Source organism: Bradyrhizobium sp. CCGUVB23 (assembly GCF_024199885.1).
Taxonomy (GTDB): Bacteria; Pseudomonadota; Alphaproteobacteria; order Rhizobiales; family Xanthobacteraceae; genus Bradyrhizobium.
This window is the reverse complement of sequence record NZ_JANADQ010000001.1, coordinates 5,562,435-5,584,480: the sequence shown is the minus strand read 5'-3', so window position 1 is coordinate 5,584,480 and position 22,046 is coordinate 5,562,435. Positions and strand designations below refer to the sequence as shown.

General features: G+C 63.9%; 21 protein-coding genes and 2 pseudogenes. 14 read left to right on the top strand and 9 right to left on the bottom strand.

Features of this window, described 5'->3' with window-relative positions; genetic code table 11:
* Positions 1-37: 37 nt before the first annotated feature.
* From NLN62_RS25675 to NLN62_RS25625, 11 genes and pseudogenes are all read left to right on the top strand, one after another.
* A complete protein-coding gene (locus tag NLN62_RS25675) occupies positions 38-778 on the top strand; it encodes a DNA-3-methyladenine glycosylase (RefSeq protein WP_027522137.1) in 741 nt (246 codons plus the stop codon).
* Entirely contained in the window at positions 775-1,860 is a 1,086-nt protein-coding gene (locus NLN62_RS25670) for a DUF2855 family protein (protein WP_254110663.1), read from the top strand. Before NLN62_RS25675 ends, NLN62_RS25670 begins: the two co-directional genes overlap by 4 nt.
* A gap of 78 nt (positions 1,861-1,938) precedes the next feature.
* Entirely contained in the window at positions 1,939-3,726 is a 1,788-nt protein-coding gene (locus NLN62_RS25665; RefSeq protein WP_027522135.1) for an NAD(P)/FAD-dependent oxidoreductase, read from the top strand.
* 143 nt (positions 3,727-3,869) lie between these two features.
* Positions 3,870-4,841: a peptidyl-alpha-hydroxyglycine alpha-amidating lyase family protein gene (locus NLN62_RS25660; RefSeq protein WP_254110662.1), complete on the top strand. Its 972-nt coding sequence runs from the start codon at positions 3,870-3,872 to the stop codon at positions 4,839-4,841.
* Positions 4,842-5,168: 327 nt separating this feature from the next.
* Positions 5,169-5,726, top strand: coding sequence for an HNH endonuclease (locus NLN62_RS25655; protein ID WP_027522133.1), 558 nt, complete (start codon positions 5,169-5,171; stop codon positions 5,724-5,726).
* A gap of 31 nt (positions 5,727-5,757) precedes the next feature.
* On the top strand, positions 5,758-6,312 hold the full coding sequence (locus tag NLN62_RS25650; RefSeq protein WP_254110661.1) for a hypothetical protein: 555 nt from the start codon (positions 5,758-5,760) through the stop codon (positions 6,310-6,312).
* A gap of 55 nt (positions 6,313-6,367) precedes the next feature.
* Positions 6,368-6,562: a hypothetical protein gene (locus NLN62_RS25645; RefSeq protein WP_027522132.1), complete on the top strand. Its 195-nt coding sequence runs from the start codon at positions 6,368-6,370 to the stop codon at positions 6,560-6,562.
* Between the two features lie 89 nt (positions 6,563-6,651).
* Positions 6,652-7,944 carry a glycosyltransferase family 87 protein gene (locus NLN62_RS25640; protein ID WP_254110660.1) on the top strand — a complete coding sequence of 431 codons (1,293 nt, stop codon included), beginning with the start codon at positions 6,652-6,654 and terminating at the stop codon, positions 7,942-7,944.
* 130 nt (positions 7,945-8,074) lie between these two features.
* On the top strand, positions 8,075-8,296 hold the full coding sequence (locus tag NLN62_RS25635; protein ID WP_027522131.1) for a dodecin: 222 nt from the start codon (positions 8,075-8,077) through the stop codon (positions 8,294-8,296).
* Between the two features lie 181 nt (positions 8,297-8,477).
* Positions 8,478-9,425 (top strand): annotated as a pseudogene (locus NLN62_RS25630) (cache domain-containing protein); the annotation flags it as partial.
* Positions 9,409-9,645, top strand: a pseudogene (locus NLN62_RS25625) (HAD-IA family hydrolase); the annotation flags it as partial. The pseudogenes NLN62_RS25630 and NLN62_RS25625, both read left to right, overlap by 17 nt.
* A gap of 155 nt (positions 9,646-9,800) precedes the next feature.
* Here NLN62_RS25625 and NLN62_RS25620 read toward each other — a convergent pair.
* From NLN62_RS25620 to NLN62_RS25590, 7 genes are all read right to left on the bottom strand, one after another.
* Positions 9,801-10,706 (bottom strand): type VI immunity family protein, encoded by a 906-nt coding sequence (locus tag NLN62_RS25620; protein WP_254110659.1) that lies wholly within the window; start codon positions 10,704-10,706, stop codon positions 9,801-9,803.
* A 66-nt stretch (positions 10,707-10,772) separates the two neighbouring features.
* Positions 10,773-11,741, bottom strand: coding sequence for an ABC transporter ATP-binding protein (locus NLN62_RS25615; protein WP_027522130.1), 969 nt, complete (start codon positions 11,739-11,741; stop codon positions 10,773-10,775).
* Positions 11,738-12,718: an ABC transporter ATP-binding protein gene (locus tag NLN62_RS25610; RefSeq protein WP_254110658.1), complete on the bottom strand. Its 981-nt coding sequence runs from the start codon at positions 12,716-12,718 to the stop codon at positions 11,738-11,740. Before NLN62_RS25610 ends, NLN62_RS25615 begins: the two co-directional genes overlap by 4 nt.
* Positions 12,718-13,647: an ABC transporter permease gene (locus tag NLN62_RS25605; RefSeq protein WP_027522128.1), complete on the bottom strand. Its 930-nt coding sequence runs from the start codon at positions 13,645-13,647 to the stop codon at positions 12,718-12,720. Before NLN62_RS25605 ends, NLN62_RS25610 begins: the two co-directional genes overlap by 1 nt.
* A complete protein-coding gene (locus NLN62_RS25600) occupies positions 13,613-14,572 on the bottom strand; it encodes an ABC transporter permease (protein ID WP_027522127.1) in 960 nt (319 codons plus the stop codon). The genes NLN62_RS25605 and NLN62_RS25600 overlap by 35 nt, the downstream gene beginning before the upstream one ends.
* Before the next feature lie 28 nt (positions 14,573-14,600).
* Complete coding sequence (locus NLN62_RS25595; protein WP_254110657.1) at positions 14,601-16,394, bottom strand: peptide ABC transporter substrate-binding protein; 1,794 nt, start codon at positions 16,392-16,394, stop codon at positions 14,601-14,603.
* 261 nt (positions 16,395-16,655) lie between these two features.
* Complete coding sequence (locus NLN62_RS25590; protein WP_254110656.1) at positions 16,656-18,074, bottom strand: M20 family metallopeptidase; 1,419 nt, start codon at positions 18,072-18,074, stop codon at positions 16,656-16,658.
* 270 nt (positions 18,075-18,344) lie between these two features.
* Here NLN62_RS25590 and NLN62_RS25585 point away from each other — a divergent pair, with 270 nt between their 5' ends.
* The 3 genes from NLN62_RS25585 to NLN62_RS25575 all read left to right on the top strand — a co-directional run bounded on the left by NLN62_RS25585 (position 18,345) and on the right by NLN62_RS25575 (position 20,707).
* Entirely contained in the window at positions 18,345-19,316 is a 972-nt protein-coding gene (locus NLN62_RS25585; protein ID WP_027522124.1) for a S1C family serine protease, read from the top strand.
* A gap of 37 nt (positions 19,317-19,353) precedes the next feature.
* Entirely contained in the window at positions 19,354-20,424 is a 1,071-nt protein-coding gene (locus NLN62_RS25580) for a phospholipase (protein WP_254110655.1), read from the top strand.
* An 82-nt stretch (positions 20,425-20,506) separates the two neighbouring features.
* A complete protein-coding gene (locus NLN62_RS25575) occupies positions 20,507-20,707 on the top strand; it encodes a hypothetical protein (protein ID WP_254110654.1) in 201 nt (66 codons plus the stop codon).
* A 75-nt stretch (positions 20,708-20,782) separates the two neighbouring features.
* Here NLN62_RS25575 and NLN62_RS25570 read toward each other — a convergent pair whose 3' ends face one another.
* The gene (locus tag NLN62_RS25570; protein ID WP_254110653.1) at positions 20,783-21,445 is read right to left on the bottom strand and encodes a DsbA family protein; all 663 of its coding nucleotides are present in this window, start codon (positions 21,443-21,445) and stop codon (positions 20,783-20,785) included.
* Positions 21,446-21,578: 133 nt separating this feature from the next.
* On the bottom strand, positions 21,579-22,046 hold the full coding sequence (locus NLN62_RS25565; RefSeq protein WP_254110652.1) for a PaaI family thioesterase: 468 nt from the start codon (positions 22,044-22,046) through the stop codon (positions 21,579-21,581).

Genomic DNA, 22,046 nt, shown 5'->3' with positions numbered 1-22,046 from the left:
GGACGCTTAGTCCGCATCGCTGCGATCCGGTGTCTTCATGACCATCCACCTCGAAACCCAGTCCGATCTCGAAGAGGCCGTTGAGGCGCTGGTGAAGCGCGATACCCGGCTGAAGCCGGTGCTGGAGATCGCGGGCATGCCGAGCCTGCGGCGGCGTGAGCCTGGCTTTGTCGGGCTTGCCCATATCGTCTGCGGCCAGCAGCTCTCGACCGCGAGCGCCGGCGCGATCTGGGGGCGGCTAAACGCCGCCTTCGATCCGTTCGACCATGATGCCGTGCGCCGCGCACGCGCCGACCGGCTGGGACGGCTCGGCCTTTCGGCAGCCAAGATCAAGACGCTGAAACATCTGGCACGCGAGCTCGCGGCCGAACGGCTGAATCTCGACGTCCTCGCCGAAGAGGATGCCGACGCCGCGCATCACACGCTGATCGCGCTGCCGGGCATCGGACCGTGGACCGCCGACGTCTACCTGCTGTTTTGCCTCGGCCATGGCGATGCCTGGCCGGCCGGCGATCTCGCAGTCCAAGAAGGCATCCGCCTCGGGCTGGGCCTGAAGACGCGCCCCACCGAGAAGCAGATGGCCCCGCTCGCCGAGCCCTGGCGGCCCCTGCGCGGCGCGGCCGCGCATCTGTGGTGGAGCTACTATCGCGCGGTCAAGAAACGCGAAGGCGTCATCGCCGGCGAGGCGAACGCCGTTTTAAACAATGTTGCTGTTGCAAAGCGCTCACGGGTGAAAGAAAAGATGCCGGCACGGAAAAAGCCGGGACCTTCACCATGACATCGACCGACTTCATCGTTGCGCGCAACGACCTCGAGCAGTGCAAGCTGACCGAGACCGCAATTCCCGATCCAGCCACGCTACCGGCGGATGCGCTTTTGGTGAAGGTCGAACGCTTCGCGTTCACCGCCAACAACATCACCTATGCCGTGATGGGCGACGAGCTGAAATACTGGCAAATCTTTCCGGCGCCGCACGGCTTCGGCAACATCCCGGTGTGGGGTTTTGGCGAGGTCATCGCCTCGAAACACCCTGGCGTCGCTGTCGGCGAGCGACTGTTCGGCTATTTCCCGATGGCGACGCATCTCGTCATCGAAGCCACGGACGTCAGCAAGCGCGCTCTTCGCGACGGCGCAGAGCATCGCAAGCAGGTGTCGCCGGTCTATAACGTCTATTCCCGTGTCACCGGTGATCCCAACTTTGCGGGGCATCAGGGCGATCTTCAGGCGCTGCTGCGGCCGCTGTTCATGCTGTCGTTCCTGGTCGACGATTTCCTCGCCGAGAACGACGACTTTGGCGCGCATAGCGTGCTGCTCTCGAGCGCCTCCAGCAAGACCGCGTTCGGGCTCGCGCATCTCCTGCACAGCCGCGGCCGCAGGGTGATCGGGCTGACCTCGGCCGGCAACGCCGGCTTCGTCGGCTCGCTACCCTGCTACGACGAGGTCGTCACTTATGACCGCTTCAGCTCGCTGCCGACGGATAAGCCGGTCGCCTTCGTCGACATGGCCGGCAGCAGCGCGTTGCGGGCCGAGCTGCACCACCATTTCGGCAACCGGATGGCGTGCTCGGTGCGCGTCGGCCTGACGCATCGCGCCACCGATGCCGACGAAGGCGCCCTGCCCGGCGCAAAGCCGCGCTGGTTCTTCGCGCCGGATCATCTGCGCAAGCGTGCGAAGGACTGGGGCCCGGGCGGAATCGATCAGCGCTTTGGCGTGGCGTGGTCGGGCTTTGCGCCGATGCTCGAAAAGTGCATCGCCGTGGTCGAGAGCCGCGGAGCCGACGCGGTGCGGCGGGTTTATCTCGATACCCTCAAGGGCCGTATTCCGCCTGAGCAGGGGCATATGCTCTCGCTGCTCGGATAGTTGCCTTTTTGTACGGACCGAACCGGTATAGCCTCGTGCCCGAGAGGAAGCGCCGCGAAGACGGCCACGAGGTCGCGCATGCTGGACAGGACGAAGGACATTCTTGTGTCCGCGCAAACCTGGCTCGACCAGTTCGAGCAGGCGCTTGGCGACCCGGGTCACGGCGCGCTGCATAAGCTCTTCCTGGCCGACAGCTACTGGCGCGACGTGCTCGCGCTCAGCTGGAACCTGCAAACGATCGCCGGTCGCGATGCGACCGTGCGGGAATTGAGCGCGCTCGCATCCGAAGCTGCGCCGAGTTCTTTCGAAATCGCATCGACCCGCGCGCCGCCACGCTGGGTGACTCGCGCCGGCACCAAGACGATCGAAGCAATCTTCTCGTTCGAAACGGCCGTCGGCCGCGGCAGCGGCATCGTGCGGCTACTGCCGGACGCCGATGACGGCGACCGCCTGAAGGCGTGGACGCTGCTCACCGCGCTTGAGGAGCTGAAGGGATTTGAGGAGCAGCTCAACCGGACGCGGCCGCGCGGCCAGGCCTATTCGCGCGACTTCCGCGGACCGAACTGGCTCGATCTGCGCACAGCGTCCGGCGACTATGCCGATCGCGATCCGGCCGTGCTGGTGATCGGCGGCGGCCAGGCGGGGCTGGCGATCGCGGCGCGGCTGAAGCAGTTGAACGTCGACACGCTGATCGTCGACCGCTGGCCACGCATCGGCGACAATTGGCGCAAACGCTATCACGCGCTCACGCTGCACAACCAGGTGCAGGTCAATCACCTGCCCTACATGCCGTTCCCGCCGAACTGGCCGGTCTATATCCCCAAGGACAAGCTCGCGAACTGGTTCGAGGCTTACGTCGAGGCGATGGAGCTGAACTACTGGACCGGCACCGAGTTCGAGGGCGGCACCTACGACGATGCGAAGGGATGCTGGACGGTCACGCTACGCCGTGCCGACGGCACCACGCGCACCATGCATCCGCGCCATGTCGTGATGGCAACCGGCGTCAGCGGCATCCCGAGCATGCCCGATATTCCGAGCCTGAAAAATTTCAACGGCCCACTCGTGCATTCCAGCCGCTATGAGGACGGCGAGAGCTGGACCGGCAAGCGCGCGATCGTCATCGGCACCGGCAACAGCGGCCACGACATTGCGCAGGATCTCTACTCCAGCGGTGCGGAGGTGACGCTGGTGCAGCGCTCGCCGACGCTGGTCACCAATATCGAACCCTCGGCACAGCTCGCCTACGCGACCTACAACGAGGGCACGCTCGAGGACAACGACCTGATCGCGACCTCGATGCCGACGCCGCTCACGAAGAAGACCCACGTGATGCTGACGGAGCAGTCGAAAGCGCTCGACAAGGAGCTGCTCGACGGTCTCACTCGCGTCGGCTTCAAGCTCGATTTCGGCGAAGGCGGAACCGGCTGGCAGTTCAAATACCTCACTCGCGGCGGCGGCTATTATTTCAACGTCGGCTGCTCCGATCTCATCGTGAAGGGCGAGGTCGGGCTCAGGCAATTCGAGGACATCGAAAGCTTCGTCGCCGAGGGCGCGCGGACGAAGGACGGCGGGATCATCCCGGCCGACCTCATCGTGCTCTCGACCGGCTACAAGCCGCAAGCCTATCTGGTGCGAAAGCTGTTCGGCGATGCCGTTGCCGATCGCGTCGGCCCGATCTGGGGCTTTGGCGACGGTTTTGAGCTGCGTAACATGTATGCGCGCACGAAGCAGCCCGGCCTGTGGTTCATCGCCGGCAGCCTCGCGCAATGCCGCATCAATTCGAGGTTCCTGGCGCTCCAGATCAAGGCGATCGAACAAGGGATGTTGGGGCGGGACATGGCGACGCCCGCGCGCACGACCTGAGCCCCATCGTCATTGCGAGGAGCACTTGCGACGAAGCAATCCAGAATCGTTTCGCAGAGACAGACTGGATTGCTTCGCTTCGCTCGCAATGACGATATGGGTACAACGGAAGCGCTACGGCGACAAAAAGAGGGAGGACACCAATGCCGGCCATACTCGGCTCGGGCGAGCATCGTTACCGTGTCGTCGAGAACTGGGCGAAGCTGCCGGATGGCTGGCAGCTCACGGATGTCGCTTCCGTCGCGGTCGACAGCAAGGACCGCATCTACGTCTTCAACCGCGGCGCCCATCCGATGGTGGTGCTCGACCGCGAGGGCAATTTCCTGCGCAGCTGGGGCGAAGGACTGTTTGCCCGCGCGCACGGTCTGCATATCGACGCCGACGACAATCTCTATTGCACCGATGATGGCGACCACACCGTGCGCAAATGCACGACCGACGGCAAGGTGCTGCTGACGATCGGCATCCCCGAGAAGCCTGCGCCGTTCATGAGCGGCGATCCGTTTCACCGCTGCACCCACACCGCGCTGTCGCCGAACGGCGAGATCTACGTCTCCGACGGCTACGGCAACGCGCGCGTCCACAAGTTCACGCCAGACGGCAAGCTGATGATGAGCTGGGGCGAGCCCGGCACCGATCCCCGGCAGTTCAACATCGTTCACAACATCGCCGCCGATGCCGACGGTTATGTCTACGTCGCCGACCGCGAGAACCACCGCGTGCAGGTGTTCGACGGCAACGGACGATACGAGACGCAGTGGAACAACCTGCACCGGCCTTGTGCGCTGTGCTGCTGCGGCGGCAAGCAGCCAACCTTCGTGATCGGCGAACTCGGGCCCGGTATGGCCGTCAACCGCAAGGTGCCCAATCTCGGGCCGCGGCTGTCGATCGTCGATGCCAAGGGAAAGCGCATCGCGCGGCTCGGTGGCGAGGACGGCCCGGGAATCGCGAGCGGCAAGTTCTTGGCACCGCACGGCATCGCACTGGACTCGAAAGGCGACATCTATGTCGGCGAGGTCGGCGTCACCGACTGGAAGACCAGCTTTCCGAACGATGAGATGCCGGCGGTGGTGCGCGCCACGCGGTGCCTACAGAAGCTGGAGCGGGTGCGCTGACCACGCGTCATTGGGAACGCAGCGGCAGGTCATCGTCCCCCGGGCTGCGGTGCCGCAGACCTTCCTGATCACGACTTGTTGTCCCGGAGCGGCGCGCCGGCGACTCGTCCGGGAACAGCGCCATCGGCGGCACGCCGGCGGGGAACGGCAGATCGGGCGGACGACGCGCGCGGCGGTGGCGCTTCCCCGAAAAGCGGCTTTTTTGCAGCGCGTTCCGGCGCGCGGCGGGCCTGAATAAGTCGCTCAGCGGGCTTCACAATCCCGTCACGCTGCATGTAGTATGTCAACACATGCTGCTTCGCAGCGATTGGAGGCCAGGAGCGTTACTTGAACGCACATGTCTCGCAAGGCAGTTGGCCGGTCTTGGTGCTGAATGCGGACTTCCGGCCGCTGAGCTACTACCCACTGTCTCTCTGGTCGTGGCAGGACGCGATCAAGGCGGTGTTTCTCGATCGCGTCAACATCGTCGCGCATTACGACCAGGCGGTACGAAGTCCGACGCTGGAGATGCAGCTGCCGAGCGTCGTCTCGCTCAAATCCTTCGTCAAGCCGACCACCCATCCTGCCTTTACCCGTTTCAACGTCTTCCTTCGCGACCGCTTCAATTGCCAATATTGCGGCTCGCCCGAGGACCTCACCTTCGATCACATCATCCCGCGCAGCAAAGGCGGCCAGACCACCTGGGAGAACGTGGTCGCGGCCTGCTCGCCCTGCAATTTGCGCAAGGGCAATCTCACGCCGGCGCAGGCAAAGATGTTTCCGAGGCAGACGGCGTTCGCGCCGACCGTCCACCAGCTCCACCGCAACGGCCGCCTCTTCCCGCCGAACTATCTGCACGATAGCTGGCTCGACTATCTCTACTGGGATACGGAGTTGGATCCATAGGATCCGCGCGTCATCTGGCGGAGAACCGGCGTTGACCTCACGCAGCCTCATAAACTCGTTTGCAGTTTCCGCGATCCTGGCCATTACCGCGGCTGGCGTACAGGCGCAGGATCCGTTTCCAGCGCCGTTACCCGGGCAGACGAACGGGCCGGACGGCACGGCCACGAGCGGCACTGGAGCCGCAACCGCGCCACTGTCCGGCATCAAGCCACCATCGATCGCTGACGAATGCAGGAAAGAATTTCTTCCCCTGCGCGAAGAGGCCGAAAGGCGAGGCAAGCTGATCAAGTCCGCCAGCGATCGGCATGCGCCGCCGGATGAAGCCTGCAAGCTGATCGGGGATTTCAGCCAGGCCGAGAGCGGTCTCATCAAATTTGTGGATTCGCATGCGACGACATGCGGGATTCCGACGGGGATTACCGACCAGCTCAAGAGCGGCCACAAGAATACCGAGACGATGCTGACAAAGGTGTGCAAGGTAGCGGAGCAGATGCGCGAGCGCGGGCCGGCCGGCCCAACCGGCGATTTCTGGCCGGAGAAGCGCGAACCTGAGGATCCGACCGGTGACTTCGGGCGCTGGCGCTAGTTTAAGCGCATGGTGGGCAATGGGAACCCGCCGGCCTGCCGTGCGTTATGTTCCCATGACAGTTGATCATTCGGTACGACCGCCCCGCATTCTCACGCCTGACGAGCGCAGGGCGCGCGATGAGGCACGACGGGCTGACGCGGAGCAGGCCATGCGTGAGCATGAGGCTGCGCAGAAGGCGCTCTATTCCAACATGGAGCGGCTGAGGGCGGAACGGCTGGCGCGCGAGGCCCGATCGCAAGGCCGATAGGCCGCGCCTCGCGGTCGCAAAATCCTTTCAGGTTCGTTACCGTCCTTTAAGCCTCGCACGGCAATCTTGGGCCTGATGGGCGATGCAGGGTGCTGCACGCCGCCGCCGGGCCCGAGATCGTCATGCTTGCCGAAGCGCTGGAGCAGATTCAGTCCTCGCCGTCGCGGCGGACGATCTATGTGCGCGTTATCCTCGCAGCGCTGGCGGCGCTCGTTGCCGTCAAGATGTTCTGGTTCGCGCGGGTCGGTCCCTGGCACTTGCGCGAGCTCGCCGATTTCGACGCGTTTCACATCGTGGCGCAGCGGGTCTGGCTCGGCGATGTCGGCGAGGTCTATCGGCTCGCGACCTTCGGCAGGATGCAGGGGGAGGCGGCTGGCGGCACGACCGGGGTGATGCCCTGGACCTATCCGCCGCAATTCGACCTGCTGCTTGCGCCGCTCGCTTTGCTGCCGGTCGGCGCAGCGTATCTGTTGTTCACCGCGGTAACGCTCGCGCTCTATCTCGTCACGCTGCGCGCGATCGCTCGCGAGAATCTCGTGCAAGTCCTGATCATCTCGTTTCCCGCGCTCGCGGTCACGATCGGCTGCGGCCAGAACGGCTTTCTTACCGGTGCGCTGATCGGCCTGTTCTGCCTCACCTTGCAGAAGCGCCCGGTGCTTGCAGGCCTTGCGCTCGGCGCGATGGTGATCAAGCCGCACCTTGCGATTGCCGCCGCCGTCTATCTGCTGGCGACGCGCCGCTGGACTGCGATTACCGCTGCCGTAACAGTGGTCCTGGTGAGCTCGCTTGTTTGCACGCTCATCTTCGGACCGCAAATCTGGAGCGCGCTGATCGGCTCAGTGAAGGAATCGGCGAGCTATCTCGATCAAGGTCACTATCAGCTCTTCCGGATGATTTCGGCCTTTGCGGCACTGCATACGGCAGGCATTCCGGCTGCGGGTGACTTCTGGGCACAGGTCGGCGTCGCGGCCCTTGCGCTGCTAGCAGTCGTGCTCGGCGCTTATCGCGCGATCTCCCCCGCCTTCGCGCTCGGCGTCACCGCGATGGCCTCGGTGATGATCAGCCCCTACGCCTACGACTACGACCTGCCGATACTGGGGATCGGCCTTGCGCTCGCCCTGCCCGATCTTGCCCGCATCGCGACGCCGCGCGAACGCAGCACCCTGTTCGGGCTGATCCTGCTCGCCGGCGCCTATGGGCTCGTGCTGTCGACGCAGGCGTCGGGTCAGCAAGCCGCGCCCGCCATGGCCGGCTTTGCCTTGATGGCCGTGCTCGCGCTGCAGCTGCGATGGCTGTTGCGCGATGAGGCAGCCGTTCATGACGGCAGCGCGGGTCACCTGCCGCGCAGTGCCCTCGGCGATGCCCTCCATGTGCCCGACTAGAAACCCGCGTGCAGGCTGCGCGTTCACCCGAGTTCACCCGAGTTCACCCTTGGACTTCGTTCAGGCGCAGTTTAGTCTCTACAGACGGAAATCCTGACTTGCGCCCTGCCGCCACTCATGGAGGTTCGTCATGCCCGCTCAAGACAAGGATCACGTCTACAAGATCCTGGAACTGGTCGGATCGTCGGAAAAGTCGATCGAGGACGCGATCCAGAACGCGATCAGCCGCGCTGCAAAAACCATCCGTGAGATGAAATGGTTCGAGGTCGTGCAGACGCGCGGCCATATCGAGAACGGCACCGTCCGACACTACCAGGTCACGCTGCGCGTCGGCTTCACGCTGGAAGCGTGAGCCTGGCACAAAAAGCGCGACCGCTGCGCGAGCCGCGGCACGGTTAACGTCGCCCCACGATAATCCGTCGAAACATCGGGGAATCGTCCGCTCGAGTACGGACTCCGTGCAATCAGCGCGGATGATGCAACAAGCCGTTAAGGCGACAGTGAGAGGTTTGCGCCGAATCGGAGCAAACCGGATGCCCACAAGCCGTGGCGAACTCGGCAAAACCCGCCTGCCGTTCTGGGCGGCGGGATTCGTGGTGCTGATCTGCATCGCCATTCTGGCCTTGAGCGGCTGGCGCGAATGGGAGACGCGGAACGCCGAGCTCAGGAATGCCGAAGTGGACGTGGCCAATCTCGCCCACTCGCTAGTGCAGCATGCGGACGACACATTCGAGCTTGCCGATACGCTCCTGGTCGGCCTCGTCCATCGGCTCGAGCTCGATGGAACGGGACCCGACACGATTTCAAAGCTCCAGGCCTATCTGCCCACCCGCAAATCATCGGATCGCATCCGCGGCATCTTCGTCTATGACGAAACCGGCCGATGGCTCGCCACGACCGAGCAGATCGACTTCTCCAAGTTCAACAACAGCGACCGGGAATATTTTCAGCGTCATCGTGCCTCGACGGACCGCAGCACCCTGATCGGCCGGCCGATCAGGAGCCGTTCCGGCGGCCAGTGGATCGTCACGGCATCGCGGCGCTTCAACCATCCTGACGGCAGTTTTGCCGGCGTCGCCCTGATCACGATCGACGTGGCCTATTTCGTCAAGTTCTATGAGCGATTCGACGTCGGAGCGAACGGCTCGGCGTCGCTGCTCAACAATGACGGCATCATGCTGGCGCGCAGCCACGACGAGAGCGCAAGCTATGTCGGACGTGACTTGTCCAATGCACCGTTGTTCAAACAGTGGAGCAGCCGGCCCGCCGCCTCTGTCTACTATTTCAAGTCGCCGCTCGATGGCGTGCAGCGCTTGAGTTACTATCAACGAAGCGACCAACACCCCCTGATGGTGCTCGCGAGCAAGTCGCAGGATGACGTGCTAGCCCCCTGGCGCCGGGCGGCCGCCGTGCGAATGACCTACGTCGTTGGCCTCGTCCTGCTGATCGCTGTGATCGGCTTCTCCCTGGTTCGCCAGCTCCTACACCTCCGCCCAGTTCAAGGCGGCGAAGCCGGACCCGCGATGCTACCGCCTTTGCCTGTCGGAGCTGCGGGCGAGGCGTGAGGCGGTTCTTTTCGTCGACGACCTCGCGGAGAATGTCGCCGGCGCGCGGGAAGCAGGCCTGTTCGCTCATCACCACACGTCGACAGCGGCTTTCCGGCAGGCACTTGCGGATTACGGCCTGCGCGACAAGCGGTAAGCGCGCCAATCGCGACGGCACGCAGCTCTGACACACCTCTGCGAAGGCCTTCAGGCAGGCACTTTCGGACTACGACCTTCTCTAGGCCTTCACCGGCGTGCTGCTTCGTCAAGCCAGTTGACACGCCGCCAAGGATTTTCAGGGCGATGTATCACCTAGTCGAAGCGATTGAACCACGCTCGGGTAGCCTCTTTGTCAAATCCGGGAAAGGAACCATGATCCTGGACACGAACCGGCTTCAGGAGACGAGACATCCGCCGGTATTGCGGAAGGCAGGCGTCCCCGATCTGAGGCATTGCACCAGCCTGAATTAGCACGCCGCCTGCATACTCATGAAGGGTCAGCTCCTCACTTAGAGCGCTCTTGAAATTGGACACCCCTCCCAATTTCGCGATCCAGCGTTCTCCAAGACAAGTTAGCCAATTGACGCCCTTGATGCCGTCTTGGAGGTAAAGCGCATGGCTAGCTGGATAATCGACCTCCACACCTGGAAATCGCTCCGCTAAACCGCGCACATGCGGTGCCATCTGCGCCTCCCTCGTTGTGTCAAGCGGGGACAAGACACAAATGCCGCCGCTACCATGCAACGGCTGAAGACGCGCGCACCAATTTTCAACGAACGTAGCTACCTTGGAAGAAGAGAAGTCTGTAAGCCAGCTGACCGGCCAGGCAGCATTGAAGTAACTCAACTTGTGTCCCGGAGCCGACAATGGATAGCCGAATGCGCAGATTCGCCAAGGCGTACAGTTGTCGTAGGTCTCGCCAGAGTGATAGCAGTACTGCCAGACGTTTCCCTGTAGCTCCAAGTGCCAGCAGCGGGGGTGATAGTCTGGTGCAAAACGCCTCCATCTGTGGCTCTTGGGATCAGTACACCAACGCCACTTGAACGCCTCTCCACCCATTTTGGAGTAATCCTCGAACAAGTCGATACAGGCTTGGCGCTTTTCTTCGAGGTGCCCGTCTTCAAAATAAAGGGTCACATAAAAGGCCGCGCACAGCGTTGGCTTTCCGTCGACGAATGGTAGAGAATCGATCGAAGTGCCTAACTCGAACGCATTCATTCGCTGAAATCCCGTGCCGGTGCACGCATTGCATTTGCGTTGGACCGCTGTGACTCAGCGCATCCGTCAGACCAGATGACACGCCACGGCGTGACCGCCCGCCCCTTCCTTCAGCTCCGGCGCGCTCTCTGAGCAGCGCGGCTGGGCAATCGGGCAGCGGGTGTGGAAGTGACAGCCCTTTGGCGGATTCATCGGGCTCGGTACGTCGCCCTTGAGGCGGATGCGGTTGCGCTTGAGCTTGGGATCGGGCACCGGCACGGCCGAGAGCAGCGCCTTGGTATAGGGATGCTGCGGGTTGCGGTAGAGATCGCTCGCTTTCGCGAGTTCGACGATGCGGCCGAGATACATCACGGCCACGCGGTCGGAGATGTGCTCGACCACCGAGAGGTCGTGCGCGACGAAGAGATAAGTGAGGTTCAGCTCGGCCTGGAGATCCTCCAAGAGGTTGATCACCTGCGCCTGGATCGAGACGTCGAGCGCGGAGACCGGCTCGTCGCAGACGATCAGTTTCGGCTCGACCGCGAGCGCGCGTGCAATCACGATGCGCTGGCGCTGGCCGCCGGAGAATTCGTGCGGGTAGCGCCGCATGTGCTCGGCCTTCAACCCGACCTTCACCAGGAGGCCTGCTACGCGCTCCTCGCGCTCCTTGGCCGATGACGCAAGGTTATGGATGGTGAAGGCCTCGCCGAGGATCGCGCCCACGGTCATGCGCGGATTGAGCGAGGCGAACGGGTCCTGGAACACGAGCTGCATGTTCCGCCGCATCGCGCGCAGATCATTGCCGCCGAGCTTGCGCACGTCCTGGCCGTCGAACACCACCTCGCCGTCGGTCGGCTCGATCAGGCGCAGCACGCAGCGTCCCGTCGTGGACTTGCCGCAGCCGGATTCGCCGACGAGACCAAGCGTCTCGCCGCGATTGACCGAGAACGACACGCCGTCGACCGCATAGACGCTGCCGACCTGGCGTGACAACAGGCCGCCGAGCACAGGAAAATGCTTCTTGAGGCCCGAGACCCGCAGCAAGGGTTCGCTCATGACGCGTCTCCCAGATGACAGGCCATGCGGTGGCCGGGGGCGATTTCGCGCAAACGCGGCTCCTTCTCGGTGCAGATGCTCATGGCGTGGCGGCAGCGCGGCGCGAAGCGGCAACCGACCGGCGGATTGATCAGGATCGGCACCGAGCCGCCGATCGCCTCGAGGCGCGTCTTGTGCTCGCTGTCGAGATCGATGCGCGGGATCGAACGGATCAGGCCTTGCGTATAGGGATGTCGGGGATCGCCGAACAGGTCGTCGACGAGCGCCTCCTCGACCACCTTGCCGGCATACATCACGACGACGCGCTGTGCGGTCTCGGCGACGACGCCCATGGCATGGGTGATCAGCATCACAGCCATGCCAAAACGCTCCTTCATGTCCTGGAGCAGATCGAGGATCTGCGCCTGGATGGTGACGTCAAGCGCGGTGGTGGGTTCATCGGCGATAACGAGCTTGGGCTTGCAGGCGAGCGCCATCGCGATCATCACGCGCTGGCGCATGCCGCCGGAGAACTGATGCGGATAATTGTGCACGCGGCCTTCGGCATTCGGGATCTGCACCAGCTTCAGCATTTCGATGGTGCGATCGAGCGCCTGCTTCCTGGTCACTGCCTCGTGGCGGCGCAGGCTCTCGGCGATCTGCTCGCCCACCGTCAGCACCGGATTGAGCGAGGTCATCGGCTCCTGGAAGATGAAGCCGATCTCCTTGGCGCGGACCTCGTCGAGTTGCTGGCTCGTCAGCGGCACGAGATCGCGGCCTTCGAAGATGATCTCGCCGGCCGCGATGCGGCCGGGAGGCATCGCGATCAGCTTCAGGATCGACATCGCAGTCACGGTCTTGCCGCAGCCGGATTCGCCGACGACGCAGAGCGTCTCGCCCCTGTTGATGGAGATGTCGACGCCGTCGACGGCCTGCAAAATGCCGTCGTCGGTCGAAAAGTGGGTCTTGAGCCCTTTGATTTCGAGCAGCGGCGCCATCAGATCACCCGTCGCGCATCGAGCGCGTCACGCAGGCCGTCGCCGATAAAGTTGATGGCGACCACCGCGATGAAGATCGCGCTGCCCGGAAAGAGCGCCCAGTGCGGGCCGATGTCGAGAAAATCCTTGGCATCATAGAGCAGCCGTCCCCAGGTCGGGGTATCCGGCGGAAAGCCGAGGCCGAGGAAGGACAGCGTCGATTCCGCGATGATCGCGGCCGCGACGTCGATGGTGCCAGCAATGATTACCGGCCCCACGGCATTGGGCAGGATGTGGCGCACCACCTGCCGCACCGGGCTCGCCCCGAGCGCGCGTGCCGCCTCGACAAATTCCTTCTCGCGGATCGACAGGAACTGCGCGCGCACGAGACGGGCGACCGGCATCCAGCGCAGGCCGCCGATCACGAGCACGATCAGGATGAAGATGCCGCCTTCGGGGCCGAACATCGCCTTCAGCCCGTCGCGGAAGAGATAGATGAGCAGGAGCAAGAGCGGCAATGGCGGCAGCGACAGGAAGAGATCGGTGAGCCACATCAGGCCATGTCCGAGCGCACCGCGCGACATGCCGGCGAGCGCGCCGATCAGCGTGCCGACGAATACCGAGACCAGCATCGCGGCAAGGCCCACCGCAAGCGAGATGCGGCCGCCGTAGATCATGCGCGCCAGCAGGTCCTGGCCGAGATCGTCGGTGCCGAAGGGGTGGGCGAGCGAGGGTCCCTGGAGCCCAGCCACGATGTCGATATCGTTGATCTTGACCCGCCAGAGCAACGGGCCGACCAGCACCGCAAGGATCAGGAGCAGCAGCAGGAACGCGCTGAGCACGGCGAGCCGATGGCGGCGAAAACGCCGCCACGTCTCGCGCCAGGGCGAGTAGGCGGCCCGCTCGGTGGCCGTCTCAGCGGAGGGAGATGCGAGGGTCAAGCCAGCCATACAGGACGTCCGCGATGAGATTGAACAGCACAACGAGGCACGCGAAGACGAAGGTGACGGCCATCACCACCGGCGTGTCGTTGGCGAGGATGGAGGAAATGAGCAGCGAGCCGATGCCGGGGATGCGGAAGATCTGCTCGGTGACGATGGCGCCGCCGAACACGGCCGGCATCTGCAACGCAATGAGCGTGACGACCGGGATCATCGCGTTGCGCATCACGTGCTTGACGATCACCTTGGCCTGTCCGAGCCCCTTGGCGCGGGCGGTGGTGACGTAATCGAGCCGGATCACATCGAGCATCGCCGAGCGCACGAAGCGCGTCATGGAAGCCGCCTGGAACAGGCCGAGCACCGCCACAGGCATAATCGCCTGCCGGATCATCTCGAGCACCCAGTGGATCCCGGTCCCCTTGACATCGGTGGTGTAGACCAGGGGCAGCCAGTCCAGCGTGACCGAGAAGATCAGGATGAACAGGATGCCGGTAAAGAAGGTCGGCAGCGAGAAGCCGACGAAGGCGAGCGTGTTGGCGATCTGGTCGAACAGCGAATATGGCTTGGTCGCCGCGTAGACGCCGACGGGTATGGCGATCAGGAGCGCCAGGATCTGCGCCGAGCCGACCACGTAGAGCGTCGCCGGCAGGCGCTGGAGGATGAGCTGGTCGACGTTCATCCGGCTGACGAAGGAGAAGCCCCAGTCGCCATGCGCCATGGCCGAGATCCAGTGCAGGTAGCGAAGATAGATCGGATCATCGAGGCCGAACTTCGCCCGAAGGGAGGCTGCGACTTCGGCCGGCACGTTCGGATTGGTCGCCAGCTCCGAGAACGGATCGCCCGGAGCAAGCGCCAGCACCACGAACAACACGAGCGAGATGCCGAGCAGGCTCGGAATGGCGATCAAGACGCGACGCAGGACATACTGACTCATAGGGAAAGACCCCGTCTACGCCCCGCGCTCATACCTCCCGGTACCAGTCGAACAGGTTGTCGGTTTCGTTGGCCCAGCCGCTGACGATACACACGAGGTTATTGGCGGCGGCTTCCACCTTGAGGCGATGCTGCACCGGGATGAAGACGACCTCCTTGATCAGGAGATCATTGGCCTTGATGTAGAGCTCCGCGCGCTTGATCGGATCCATCTCGCCTTCCGCGGCTTCGATGATCGCGTCGTAGTCCTTGTTGGCCCAGCGCGTGAAGTTGGGACCCTGCCACTTGTTCTCCTTGGTGGCGACGTTGCTCGAGATGTAGCGGCGCATGTGTTGGGCCGGGTCGGGCTGGCTCATCGGGATCTGGAACATCTCCATATCCGCATAGAACTTCGGATAGGTGTCGGGATTGCCGACGTCGGAGGAGAAGAACACGGAGGCGACGACCGATTTCAGCTCGACGTCGATACCGGCCTTCTGGCAGGCCTGCTTGACGATGGCCTGGGTCTTCTGGCGCGGGCCGTTGATCGAAGTCTGGTAGAGGAACTTCAGCTTCTTGCCGTCCTTCTCGCGAATGCCGTCCGCACCGGGCTTCCAGCCGGCGTCGTCGAGGACCTTCGCCGCCTTCTCGATATTGAATTCCCAGGTGTTGTTCTTCGACACGAACTTTTCGGGACCGTTGAGGAAGTTCGCGGTGGTCCGTCCGGCGCGGCCGTAGATCGCCTTTTTGACCGCCTCGCGGTCGACCAGCATCGTCAGTGCCTTGCGCACCGCGGGATCCGAGAACAGCGGATGCTTGGTCTTCATCGAGGAGCGCTCGCCGTCCACCTCGGTGTTGGGATCGGTGGAGTTCAGCACGATGAACTCGGTATCGCCGCCGACAGCGTAGACCGCCTTGCCCTTGCCGCCCTTCTCCAGGCGAAGCAGCACGTCGTCTTCGACCTGGATGTTGTAACCGAAATCATATTCGCCGGTCTGGATGACGGCACGCGCCGCCGAGACGGCATCGCCGCCGCCCTTCATCTCGAGCGTGTCGAAATAGGGACGGTTCGGCATGTGATAGTCGGGATTGAGCTCGCCGCGCACGAGATCGCCCGGCTTGAACTCGATGAACTTGTACGGGCCGGTGCCAACCGGCGAGAGGTTGTTCGGCGCTTCACGGGATTTGGCGCCCTTGTACGCCTCAAACAAATGCTTGGGGATGATCGGTCCGACCGCAGCGCCGACGAAGGCGTCGGCCCAGAACGGGGTCGGCTTGGGAAACAGGATACGGACCGTGAGATCGTCGACCTTCTCCACCGTGATATCGCGATAGACGGCAATGCTGGTCGCCGCCGTCGCGGGATCCTTGGCATATTCCCAGTTGAACACGACGTCGTCGGCGGTGAAGGGCTTGCCGTCGTGCCATTTGACACCGGGCTTGAGCTTCCAGGTGACCGACTTGCCGTCGGCAGCGAGCCCGCCGTTCTGGATCGAGGGGATTTCGGCGGCGAGCACCAGCTTCATGTTGCCGTCCGGATCCCAGCAGGCGAGCGGCTCGTAGAACAGGCGCGAGCCGTCCTGGTCCTTGGTGCCGGTGGCGAAATGCGGGTTGAGGAGGGTCGGGCCCTGCCACCACAGCAGCTTCAGCGCTCCGCCGCCGCCACGCTTGGTGGGCTTGTAAGTCGAGGGGCCCTCGGCCATGGCGACGCCGCCGAGTGCGAGGATCTGATTGGCCAGCGGCGCCGCAAGGCCTACTGCGGCCATGCGCTGAATGAAGGCGCGGCGATCCATCCGGCCGTCCGCCACCTTGTCGATCATTGCGCGCAGTTTCTTGTCCAGCATGGCGGTCCCCCGTCTAGTTCCAATATGGATGCAGGCGGCCGCAAGGTGCGGCCGCCTAGTTGGCTGGCGGTAGATGGCACACCGAATGGGGGGCGCGTCAACTGCGACCGTACGTATACAAACGGTCTTCTGGTTGCCGCTTGGGCAAAATTCCGCTTCGTCGCCCAACCGTTCGGCAATTCGGCAGTAAAACGCCCGCTAATCAGCGCTGCACTGCGGAAAATTTGTTCGGCAGATCAGACGAAGTATCGAGACGAAATTCTACGCGACGGACATATCCAGCGGCGGCGCGATATGGTCTGGCAGTGGGCAAACATAAGGTGTCTTGGCGGTCCGCTTCGTCAGATCCGCTTTCGCGGCCTTGACCAGTTCGGGCTCCGTAAGCGCCTTGATGCCGAGGCCGGCCATCGCCTTGGCGGCCTGCACCATTGCCTTGTGGGCGTGCGGGCTCTTGCCCTGCGCCACCACCTGCCAGGTGTGGAAGGGCGTGCCGATTGCAACCGTCGGTGCGTGGACCTGCACCGTCGGCACCACCCAGCTCACGTCACCCACGTCGGTCGAGCCGACCAGCGGATTACGCTTGGCATCGAGCGGCACCAGGAAGTCGGCGAGCGGCCGCTCCGTCGGCTCCATGCCGATCGCGTAATAGACCGACGCGATATCCTTGTCGCTCAGCGTTGCGCGAATCTGGCCGGCGAAATTCTTGTCGGCATCGTCGAAATGCGGCGGTCCGAGCTCTTCCATGACCCGGTGCAGCGCCTGCTCCAGCGGCGCATTGGGCAGGATGTTGGAGACGGCGGAAATGATCTTCATCTCCACCTTGGTCTCGGTCATCAGAGCTGCGCCCTGCGCGATCTTGCTCACGCGCTCGACGAGTTCATTCATGCCGGGCAGATCGCGCGCACGAATGGAGTAGCGCACGCGGGCATGGGCCTGCACCACGTTCGGCGCGATGCCGCCGGTATCGAGCAGCGCGTAGTGCACGCGCGCGTCGCTCGGCATGTGCTCGCGCATGTAGTTGACGCCGACGTTCATCAACTCAACCGCGTCGAGTGCGGAGCGGCCCAGATGCGGCGAAGCCGCCGCATGCGAGGTGCGGCCGGTGAAGATGAAATCGGCACGCGTGTTGGCGAGCGACGGCGTCACCGCGACTTCCCAGAAGCTGTGCGGATGCCAGGTGATCGCGATGTCGGCGTCCTCGAATGCGCCGGAGCGCACCATGAAGGCCTTGGCCGCGCCGCCTTCTTCTGCCGGGCAGCCGTAATAACGCACGCGGCCGGGTACCTTGTGCTCGGCGAGCCAGTCCTTCACCGCCGTCGCCGCTAGCAGCGCGGCAGAGCCGAGCAGATTGTGACCGCAACCGTGACCATGGCCGCCGGTCTCGACCGGACGGTGCTCCGCGACGCCCGCCTCCTGGCTAAGACCCGGCAACGCGTCATATTCGCCCATGAAAGCGATGACCGGACCGCCCTCGCCCCACTCGCCTATCAGCGCGGTCGGAATATCAGCGACATTCTCGGTGATGCGGAAGCCCTGATGCCGCAGCTCGGCAAGATGCTCGGCGGCGGAGCGCGCCTCGGTGTAGCACACCTCCGGCGTTCCCCAGACCTTGTCGCTCAAGTCGATGAAACGCGCCTTGATCGTATCAATGCCACGCCAGATATCGCTGCGGTTGTCCATGCTTCGGTCCGTGATCCCTTGGTCAAAACGAGAAGCGGCAATGGTTAGCAGCTTCGCTTCAGCCCGCCTAGCACCGGCCGGGACACCTGCCATGCGGCCGAAGCGGCACGCGAGTTGTGACACCAATTTCATCAATTCGCGTTGGCCGTCTGTTCCGACGGTCTTTCAAGACAGCCCTTCGAGGCTTACATTGTGACCGTACTTCGCGCCTTGCTCGTTGCCGCAAATGCTGGAACGCCCAGGCCAAGAGACTCGCAAGGAGAGAACTCCATGCCCGCTCTGACCGAATGGAGAGTGCCGCCGGCACATCAGCCGCGTGCCGGTGACTACGGATTCGATCTCGACCGTGTGCTCTCCTCCGTCGTCGGCCTGCATTCCATCATCCCGGCGGATGCCTTCAGCGCCGAGACGCTCGGCACCGAGCGCGCCGGCAATGGCATCGTGATCGATGACGGACTGGTGCTGACCATCGGCTACCTCATTACCGAGGCGGAAGCCGTATGGCTGCATCTCGGCGACGGACGCGTGATGGAAGGCCATGTGCTGGGTTTCGACCAGGTCACCGGCTTCGGCCTGGTGCAGGCGCTCGGCAAGCTCGACCTCGCGCCAGTTCCGCTCGGCTCGTCGGCCGCGACCAGAACCGGCGACCGCGTCGTGGTCGGCGGTGCCGGCGGGCGCACGCGATCGGTCGCGAGCCAGATCGTGGCCAAACAGGAATTCGCCGGCTACTGGGAATATCTCCTGGATGAAGCGATCTTCACCTATCCTGCCCATCCGAACTGGGGTGGCACGGGGCTGTTCAACGATCGCGGCGAGCTGATCGGGATCGGCTCGCTGCAACTCGAGCGCGAACGCGATGGCAAGGCCGAGCACGTCAACATGGTCGTGCCGATCGATCTGCTCACGCCGATCCTGGACGATTTGCGTAAATTCGGCCGCGTCAACAAGCCGGCACGGCCGTGGCTCGGGTTGTTTTCGACCGAGATCGATCGCCGCGTGGTGATCATCGGCATCTCCTCGAACGGGCCAGCGGCGCGCGCCGAGCTCAAGACCGGCGACGTCATCCTGGCCGTCGATGGCGAGAAGGTGACCAGCCAGACGGGCTTCTATCGCAAACTGTGGTCGCTCGGCACGGCGGGCGTCGATGTGCCGCTGACGGTGCACCACGAAGGCGTCACCTTCGACGTGACGGTGACCTCGACCGACCGCATGAAGCTGTTGAAGGCACCGAGGCTGCACTGATTAAGGCTGCGCCAAAGCCGGACAGGAACGCGAGCCGATGAGCGAGGCCGTGGTCGATGACATCGTGGCCGTGCTGCCGCCGCTGCTCGATGCGTTGAACGCGCTCGGCTTCGTCGCGCGGCATTTGCACCCGCCAGCCTTCGACTCCGTCATGTCTGCGATCGGCACGCCGGACGAGACGTTGCAGGCCGCGCGGTCGCAGCTTTCCGAATGGCCAGACGCCTTTGCCGACATGCGAAGCTCGCTTGATCGCGCATGCGAGGAAACGCTCGGCGCATTCGTTGGCCTGCGGACGGTTCAAACCGGCAATGGTGATCTCGTCGCCGTCTTCCGCGCGCTGCGGCACGTGCCGCGTGCGCAGGAAGCGCTCTATCCGCTTGCTCAAAAATTTCCGCCGGTGAGCAGCTTCTTTCTCAACGCCGAGATGCGCGCGGACGAGAATCTCCTGGGCCGGCTGGCCGCGGCTCCCACCGGGCAGACCGGCATCTTCCATCGTAACAACGAACCCGGCAGCCGCGGCGGCTACTCGCTCTACGTGCCGGAATATTACACGCCCGAGCGGTCCTGGCCGCTGGTGATGGCGCTGCATGGCGGCAGCGGCAATGGCCGCGGCTTCCTGTGGAGCTGGCTGCGCGATGCGCGCAGCATCGGTGCGATCCTGATCGCGCCGACCGCGACGGGGCCGACCTGGGCGCTGATGGGCGACGACGCCGATACGCCGAATCTCGCGCGCATCCTCGAAACCGTCCGCAGCCTGTGGAATGTCGATCCATCGCGCCTGCTTTTGACCGGCATGAGTGACGGCGGCACGTTCTGCTATGTCAGCGGCCTCGAGGCCGCCTCGCCCTTCACGCATCTTGCGCCGGTCTCGGCGACCTTCCATCCGCTGATGGCGGAGATGGCGGACGCCGCGCGCCTGCAGGGCCTGCCGACTTTCATCACTCACGGCAAGCTCGACTGGATGTTTCCAGTCCAGGTCGCGCGGCAAACCCAGTCTGCCTTGTCAGCCGCCGGCGCAGACGTCACCTATCGCGAGATCGACGATCTCAGCCATTGCTATCCGCGCGAGATCAACGCGGAGCTGCTGCAATGGCTGAATGGCGCGTGAACAGGTCGTCCTTATCCTCGCCGCACTGACCGGGAACTCTTGTCCGGCACTGAACGTTATTGCCGGTCACCGGAGGTTCGCTATGAGAGTTTTGTTCGGAATGATCCTGGGCGCGCTGCTGCTCGGCATCGGCGTCTACATTCACGATTCGATGCAGCCGTCTGCCAACAGCGAGGTCGCTGCAACCAGTCGCACCATCGTCAACTGGGACGTCGCGAAGGCCGATTGGGACGCGCTCGTTGATCGCGCGCACAAGGACTGGGTGAGAATTTCGTCGAAGTAACGGCTTGCACTCAGCAAGCCATCGACAGGGCGCCGTCGCCATCCGCGACGGCGCCCTTGTCTTGCTGCGCGGCGCTCAGTCGCCTTTGCCCGCCTTGGCCTTGCGCGCGTCCGCGATCACCTGCTCGAACTCGGCCATGGTGAGCACGCCGGGCACACGGAATTTGCCGACGATGAAGGACGGCGTGCCGTTGAAGCCGAAGGCCACGGCCTGATCGTGGTTGCGTTTCAGGATCGCGTCGATGTCCTTGGCGCGGCCGGTGAGATCACGCTTGAGGCGATCCATGTCGACCCCGGCGCCCACCAGCAGCTCGTTGATGCGCGGCTCGGTCAGGCGAGAGTTCACGCCCATCATCGCATCATGCGCCTGGTCGTACTTGTCCTGGAATTTGGCCGCGAGCGCCAGCCGCGCCGCAGTCACCGAGACGGGTCCGAGGATCGGCCAGTCCTTCAGCACCAGCCGGACCTTGCCGTCGTCCTGGACGATTTGGCGCAGCTCCGGCTCGACGCGTCGGCAATAGGGACATTGATAGTCGGACCACTCGACGATGGTGATGTCGCCGTCGCGATTGCCGATCACGGGCACGTCGGGATCGCGCAGCACGGCGGCTTCAGTCAGGATCGTATCGTCATCGGCCGTCGCGGCGCGGCCAACCCGGAGACCGCCTGCGAGCACCGCAGCGGCTCCGATCAGCGCAAGCGCCTCGCGACGCGTCCGTTTATCTTTAAGTCCAGTCATAAACCCGTCCCAATTCGGCCCGTCGGTACTTCTACGGCCAGAGGCGCAGAAACGTTACGGACAAGCATATAGAATGCCCCGCTGGCAATGACAGCCGAAAAAACCGACTGCAGGCATCCCGCCTGCTTCTGGCTCAGGCGGGCGAGCCGGCCTGCGCGGCGTCGCCGCGGATCAGCGTCATCAGCGTGGCGGTCATGGTCGCAACCAGCCTCGTCGTACCGTCCTGCGGCGCGAAGGCCTTGGCCTCGCAGAAAGTGAGCGTGCGGCCAGGCTTGACCACCTCGGCCCTGAAGATGAAGCCCTCGCCCCGCGCCGGCGCGAGCAGGTTCGTCTTGAACTCGACGGTGAGGATGTCGGCCTCACCCGGCATCAGCGTGAAGGCGGCCACGCCGCAGGCATTGTCGAGGCCTGCGGTGATGATGCCAGCATGGACAAAGCCGTTCTGCTGGGTGAAGCCGGCTGCATAATCCATCGCCAGCGCCGCCTCGCCCGGCGCAAGGTGCGCGAGCGACATGCCGAGCGTCCGCATCGCCGGCTGTCCGTCGAACAGGCGGGCTGCGGCCGCGCGAAAATCCGGATTCTTCGGCTCGAAAGTGGCCAT